Origin of the sequence: Pseudonocardia pini, assembly GCF_013870575.1 — a bacterium.
Taxonomy (GTDB): Bacteria; Actinomycetota; Actinomycetes; order Mycobacteriales; family Pseudonocardiaceae; genus Pseudonocardia; species Pseudonocardia pini.
Window position 1 is genome coordinate 1 of the sequence record NZ_JACBXB010001042.1, and the last position, 1,514, is coordinate 1,514.

2 protein-coding genes and 1 pseudogene are annotated in these 1,514 nt (G+C 75.7%); all 3 read left to right on the forward strand.

Annotated elements, in window-relative coordinates; genetic code table 11:
* Positions 1-498 (forward strand): hypothetical protein (locus H5J29_RS32285; RefSeq protein WP_181784698.1); only part of this gene is annotated, 498 nt, incomplete at its 5' end.
* Between the two features lie 9 nt (positions 499-507).
* Positions 508-1,296 carry a purine-nucleoside phosphorylase gene (locus H5J29_RS32290; protein WP_181784699.1) on the forward strand — a complete coding sequence of 263 codons (789 nt, stop codon included), beginning with the start codon at positions 508-510 and terminating at the stop codon, positions 1,294-1,296.
* A pseudogene (locus tag H5J29_RS32295) lies at positions 1,296-1,514 on the forward strand (phospho-sugar mutase); the annotation flags it as partial. The gene H5J29_RS32290 and the pseudogene H5J29_RS32295, both read left to right, overlap by 1 nt.

Genomic DNA, 1,514 nt, shown 5'->3' on the forward strand with positions numbered 1-1,514 from the left:
CTGGTGCTGCTCGGCGCGGTGGGCGGGTACATGGCCACCCGCACGATCGGCGGCCAGTCGCCGCTGTCCACCGTCACCGTCACGACCGCCGCGGACCCCACCACGGTGATCACCGACGGCTGGACGGTCGCGGTCCCGGCGGACTGGGAGCGGTCGGACGCGAACGGCCTCGCCCGCTGGCTCAGCCCGGACGGGTCCGAGGAGCTCGCGCTGTGGCGGGTCCCGACCGTCGCGGACGTCACGGCGGGCTTCACCGCCGAGCGGCTCGGGGTGGACGCCGTGACCCCCGGCGCCTCGGGACCGGTGCCGGGAGCCCAGGCGGACGCCGTGGAGTCGCACTACACGAGCGTCCTCGGGGATGTGTCGCGGACCACGACCGTCCGCACCGTGCCGGTCCCCGCGGGCGTGTGGGCGATCGCGCTCACCGTGCCGACCGAGCACTCGGGGAGCCGCTCCGAGGCGCTGGCCACCAGCATCGCGAACTCGTTCACCCCATAGGCTCCAGCCATGAGCACCGATCTCGCGCAGGAGGCCGCAGGCGCACTCGCCCGGGCCACCGGGGTGGCGGGCCACGACGTCGCCGTGGTCCTCGGGTCGGGCTGGCGGCCCGCGGCGGACGTGATCGGGAAGGGCGAGGCCGAGGTCCCGGTGGGCGGTCTGCCCGGGTTCGTCCCGCCTGCCGTCGAGGGACACGGCGGCACGGTGCGGTCGGTGTCGGTCGGCGGCCGCCGGGTGCTGGTGCTCCTCGGCCGTACCCACGCCTACGAGGGACACCCGGTCGAGGCCGTGGTCCACGGGGTGCGGACGGCGATCGCGGCAGGCTGCCGGACGGTGGTGCTGACCAACGCGGCGGGCGGCATCCGCGAGGGCATGTCCGTGGGGCAGCCGGTGCTGATCTCCGACCACCTCAACCTGCTGGCCCGGTCGCCGCTGGTGGGGCCCGCCTTCACCGACCTCACGGACCTCTACTCCCCCCGGCTGCGCGCGATCGCGCGCGAGATCGACCCCTCCCTCGAGGAGGGGGTCTACGCCGGGCTGCCCGGGCCCCACTTCGAGACGCCCGCGGAGATCCGGATGCTGCGCGGGCTCGGCGCCGACCTGGTCGGGATGTCGACGGTCCTGGAGGCCATCGCCGCACGGGCGGACGGCGCCGAGGTGTTCGGGCTGTCCCTGGTCACGAACCTGGCCGCGGGCATGACCGGTGAGCCGCTGAACCACGAGGAGGTCCTCGACGCGGGCCGCGCCTCGGCGACCCGCATGGGCGAGCTGCTGCGCGACCTGGTCGCCCGGGTCTGATGGATCCCGCCCTCCGCGACCGGGCGATGCGCTGGATCGCGGACGATCCCGATCCGGCCACCCGCGACTCGCTGCAGAAGCTCCTGGTCGCGGCGATGACCGGCGGGGACACGGCCGAGCTGGAGGCCGCTCTCGCCGGGCCGCTGACCTTCGGGACCGCGGGCCTGCGCGGGCCGGTGCGGGCGGGGCCCGCGGGGATGAACGTCGCGGTCGTCCGA